The organism is Pseudoroseomonas ludipueritiae (assembly GCF_014490445.1).
In the GTDB taxonomy this organism is placed as follows: Bacteria; Pseudomonadota; Alphaproteobacteria; order Acetobacterales; family Acetobacteraceae; genus Pseudoroseomonas; species Pseudoroseomonas ludipueritiae.
This window is the reverse complement of sequence record NZ_JACTUZ010000251.1, coordinates 1-3,809: the sequence shown is the minus strand read 5'-3', so window position 1 is coordinate 3,809 and position 3,809 is coordinate 1. Positions and strand designations below refer to the sequence as shown.

6 protein-coding genes and 1 tRNA gene are annotated in these 3,809 nt (G+C 70.6%); 2 read left to right on the top strand and 5 right to left on the bottom strand.

The annotated features are described in order from the left end of the window. The first annotated feature begins 173 nt into the window (after positions 1-173). The gene (locus IBL25_RS24910; protein WP_187781151.1) at positions 174-893 is read left to right on the top strand and encodes a DUF1028 domain-containing protein; all 720 of its coding nucleotides are present in this window, start codon (positions 174-176) and stop codon (positions 891-893) included. Positions 894-981: 88 nt separating this feature from the next. Here IBL25_RS24910 and IBL25_RS24905 read toward each other — a convergent pair whose 3' ends face one another. After that, positions 982-1,314: a hypothetical protein gene (locus IBL25_RS24905; RefSeq protein WP_187781150.1), complete on the bottom strand. Its 333-nt coding sequence runs from the start codon at positions 1,312-1,314 to the stop codon at positions 982-984. A gap of 137 nt (positions 1,315-1,451) precedes the next feature. Between IBL25_RS24905 and IBL25_RS24900 the strand changes: the two genes are divergently transcribed. Then, positions 1,452-1,820 carry a DUF6481 family protein gene (locus IBL25_RS24900; RefSeq protein ID WP_187781149.1) on the top strand — a complete coding sequence of 123 codons (369 nt, stop codon included), beginning with the start codon at positions 1,452-1,454 and terminating at the stop codon, positions 1,818-1,820. 50 nt (positions 1,821-1,870) lie between these two features. Here IBL25_RS24900 and IBL25_RS24895 read toward each other — a convergent pair whose 3' ends face one another. The 4 genes from IBL25_RS24895 to IBL25_RS24880 form a co-directional block, all read right to left on the bottom strand. Next, positions 1,871-2,062: a hypothetical protein gene (locus IBL25_RS24895; RefSeq protein ID WP_187781148.1), complete on the bottom strand. Its 192-nt coding sequence runs from the start codon at positions 2,060-2,062 to the stop codon at positions 1,871-1,873. A gap of 118 nt (positions 2,063-2,180) precedes the next feature. Further along, positions 2,181-2,414, bottom strand: coding sequence for a hypothetical protein (locus IBL25_RS24890; protein WP_187781147.1), 234 nt, complete (start codon positions 2,412-2,414; stop codon positions 2,181-2,183). Positions 2,415-2,565: 151 nt separating this feature from the next. Continuing rightward, positions 2,566-2,642, bottom strand: a tRNA-Arg gene (locus IBL25_RS24885). Between the two features lie 69 nt (positions 2,643-2,711). Further along, on the bottom strand, positions 2,712-3,809 hold a 1,098-nt coding region (locus tag IBL25_RS24880), incomplete at its 5' end, for an amidase (RefSeq protein ID WP_187781146.1).

The window sequence follows — 3,809 nt, the reverse complement described above, 5'->3', positions numbered from 1 at the left end:
ACGCCGCGATTGCATCGTGCGCGACTATTCATTCCGCATGCCTGCCATGTGGTGGCGTACTGAGCGATATAATCGCTCACGATATAATTACGGCTCCGCAGGACACCCGTTGCCCGCTTGCATGAAGGCTGGACTGCCAGGAGCATCCCGCCAGCAAGCGAGAGGATGGCGCGATGACCTGGTCGATCCTGGCCCATGACCCCGCGACGGGTGCCTTTGGCGTGACGGTGGCCACCTGCGCCTTCGCCGTCGGCGCCTCCTGCCCCTATCTCCGTGCCGGAGTGGGGGCGGTCTCCACCCAGTCCTTCACCAACCGCTATCTGGGCCCGGCGGTGCTGGACGCCATGGAACGCGGCCTGCCGCCGGAGGCTGCCATCGAATCCGCCCTCGCCGGCGATGCCAACCGTGCCTACCGGCAGGTCCATGCCATCGACCGGCACGGCCGCGGCGCCGCCTGGACGGGGCAGAGCTGCGTCATCTGGGCCGGCTCGCAGGCCGCGCCGGGCTTCAGCGTCGCGGGCAATATGCTGGCGGGGCCGGAGGTCGTCGGGCAGACGCTGGCCAGCCTCGTGGTGCCTTCCAGCCTGCCGCTGCCGGAGCGCATGATGCAGGCCATGGAAGCCGGCCAGGCGGCCGGTGGCGACCGCCGCGGCCGGCAATCCGCCGCCATGAAGCTGGTCACCACGGAAGACTTCCCCGACCTCGACCTCCGCGTGGACGACCACGCTGACCCGCTGGCGGAGCTGCGCCGGCTGATCGGCCTTTGGCAACGTGAGCGCGCGCCATCCCTGGCCACGGGGCCACGCAAGGCCGATCCTTCCGGCACCATCGACCGCGCGGCCATCCAGGCAGGGTGGAAGGCGCGGGGGCTGGATCTGCGCTTCGGCGACTGAAGCGCGGCTTCAGGCGCCCGCCCCGCAGAGGGGCGCGGCGCCTGCGATATTTTCAGCAAGGAAGAGGCGGTTTTGGAGCCTCGCCGGCTCAGGCGCCTTGCAGCTTCTTGCTGGCCCGCCGCAGCAGCCAGCCGGAAATGCCCGGCGCCTTGCCGATGGCATCCTGCAGCGCCGCCAGCTTCGCCTCGGCCTTGGAGCGCGCCACGGTGGCCTCGACGGCCTGGCCGCGCGCCACTTGGCGCCCTTCCTCCAGCTCCGCCAGCCGGCGTGCCAGGAAGGCATCGGCGCCCTTTTCCTCGACCTGGCGCAGCGCCGCGCGGGCATCGGCCAGTTCGCGGCGAAGCTGCGCGTTCTCGGCCTCCAGCTGCGTTGTACGGCGGGCGCCGCCCTTGCCGGATTTATGCTGCGGGCGGCGGCTCACGACAGGCGGCCCCGGAACCCTTCGCTGGCCTTGCAGGTCTCCATCGCGATGATGCTGGCTGGTCCCGTCACACTGATATCCTGAACAATTTGAGAGTTCGTTAGGCCCCGGAGCGCATTCCGAGTAGGGTGGGCCGCATGATCTCTCATAAAAGCGATGGCTTCAACGACCGGCTGGCTACGGCTGCCAAGGCGAAGGAGGCCATGCTGGAGCGTTTTCGCGCACGGCCTGGACCGAATGACCCCGCGATGCTGGAGCAGCAGGCCGCCCGCAAGGCGGTCGCCGAGGCGCGCGACGCGCGCAACGCCGCCCGCAAGATGGCCCGCGATGCCGAGGCCGCGCGCCTGAAGGCGGAAAAGGCCGAGAAGGCGGAGCAGCAGAGGCTCCAGGCCGCTCAGGAAGCTGCCGAGGCCGAGGCTGCCGCTCAGCGCGCCGCCGCCCTGCCGGCCCTGCAGAAGGCCGCGCGCGACGCCCGCTACGCGGCCCGCAAGGCCCGCCAACGCTAGGCACCGCCTGGCCAGCCGCCCCTCTGTGGCGGCTGGCCGGATCGCGGCGCTTAGCGCCGCGCTTTTCCTTTCTGCAGTTCCCGCTCCACCGCGCCCCTTTCGCTGGAGCCGGCGCGGCGGATGATTTCCCGGATAATGGCTGGTGAGACGCGGTGCCGCTTGGCGAGATAGGCGATCTCCGCCTCAAGCTCGGCGCCATCTGCCGGGCTGGCGTTCTCGGCCTTCGCCTTGTCCTGTACCACTGTGTATTCCTGCGATTGGACCCCGCCACGGGCGGGGCCGGTTCAGCCTGCCGGCCAGGGCGGCCAGGCAGGAAGGCACGCTGCGCTGTCGCTGGCCGTTCCACTGACTGGAAAGGCCTTAGTCCCGCCTGCGTCCTTTCATGCGGGCGAAGACCATCAGGATCACGCCGAGCGCGATCACACCAAAGGTGGCGGGGGAGGTGCTCACCGCCTCCAGGATGGCCGCCGGGACCCAGAACAGGGAGTCGAGCACTACCCTGGGCAGCCATAGCAAGGTATCCCAGCCCACCGCATAAGCAGCGATGCCGAGCGCAACCAGAAAGACGCCAAGGGACCAGAGCCTTCCCGGCATCAGCTTCTCCTTACTTCGGGATATCGGGCATTCTGGCGCAGGCGCCCTGGCCCGCGATGCCTATCTCCGCATGGCGACCAAGGGCCGCAGCGCGCATCCTGCCGGCGGAAGGTGACAACCGGTCGGAGAGAGGCTGAAACCTGGGAGGGATTGGCGGACCCGATACGATTCGAACGTACGACCTTTGCCTTCGGAGGGCAACGCTCTATCCAGCTGAGCTACGGGTCCTCGCCAGAACCCCCCTTTAGCGGGTTGTGCCGCCGGGGGGAAGCCCCCCCGGCGCAGAAGCCGTGCGGTTCAGGCGGCCAGGGCGGCCTCCACCGCGCTGGCGGTGGCGAAGAGCGCGGCATCGCCGTCATGGGCGCCGGTCAACATCAGGCCCACCGGTGCCTCGCCGGGTGCGTGGCAGGGCAGGCTGATGGAGCAGCGGTCCAGGAAGTTGAAGGCGGCGGTGTTGCGCAGCAGCAGCAGGTTGATGCGGTTGTACTCCGCCTCGTCCTCCACTTCCGCCACCGCCGGCGGCGTCAGGGCGGTGGTGGGGCAGAGCACCGCGTCGAAGGGCGCCGTGCGCGGCGCGGCGGCGGCGATGATGCGCGCGCGCTCCACCTGCAGGGCGATGTAGTCGGCCGCGCTCATGCTCGCGCCCTTGCGGATGCGCGCCAGGACGCGCGGGTCATATTGCTCCGCCGCCTTCTCCAGCAGCGGGCGGTGCCAGGCATAGGATTCCGCCGCCGCGAAGCCGCCGGCGGCATTGGCGACGGGGATATCCGCCAGTTCCGGCAGGGCGAAATGCTCGATATGCGCGCCCGCGGCCTTCAGCTTCGCCACCGCGCGCTCGAAGGCGGCGATCACCGCCGGCTCCACCCCGTCGAACAGGAAGGTCTTGTCCGGAATGCCGAAGCGCAGCCCGGCGACGGGGCGCGCCACGGGCGTCGCGGCGTTCTCGGCCCCGGCCATCAACTCGTGCAACACGGCGCAGCAGCCCACCGTATTCGCCAGCGGCCCGATGCTGTCGAGGCTGAAGGAAAGCGGCAGCACCCCCTCCAGCGGCACCCGCCTGGCGGTGGGCTTGTAGCCGACGATGCCGCAGAGCGCCGCCGGCACGCGGCAGGAGCCGCCGGTATCCGAGCCCAGCCCGGCGAAGCCCATGCCATCGGCCACCGCCACGGCGGCGCCGGAGGAGGAGCCGCCCGGCAGCCGCCCCGTGGCCCGGTCGTAGGGGGAGAGGGGGGTGCCGTAATGCGGGTTCACGCCCAGGCCACTGAAGGCGAATTCCACCATGTTGGTGCGCCCCAGCACCACGAAGCCGGCGCGCTGCAGCCGCGCCACCACAGGCGCCGTGGCCTTGGCCGGCGGCGCGCCGCGCAGCGCGACCGAGCCGGCCAGCGTCGGCAC

Coding starts and splice junctions, on each gene's coding strand:
- IBL25_RS24910 (WP_187781151.1), top strand. CDS start 174: ATGACCTGGTCGATCCTGGCCCATGACCCCGCGACGGGTGCCTTTGGC.
- IBL25_RS24900 (WP_187781149.1), top strand. CDS start 1,452: ATGATCTCTCATAAAAGCGATGGCTTCAACGACCGGCTGGCTACGGCT.
- IBL25_RS24890 (WP_187781147.1), bottom strand. CDS start 2,414: ATGCCGGGAAGGCTCTGGTCCCTTGGCGTCTTTCTGGTTGCGCTCGGC.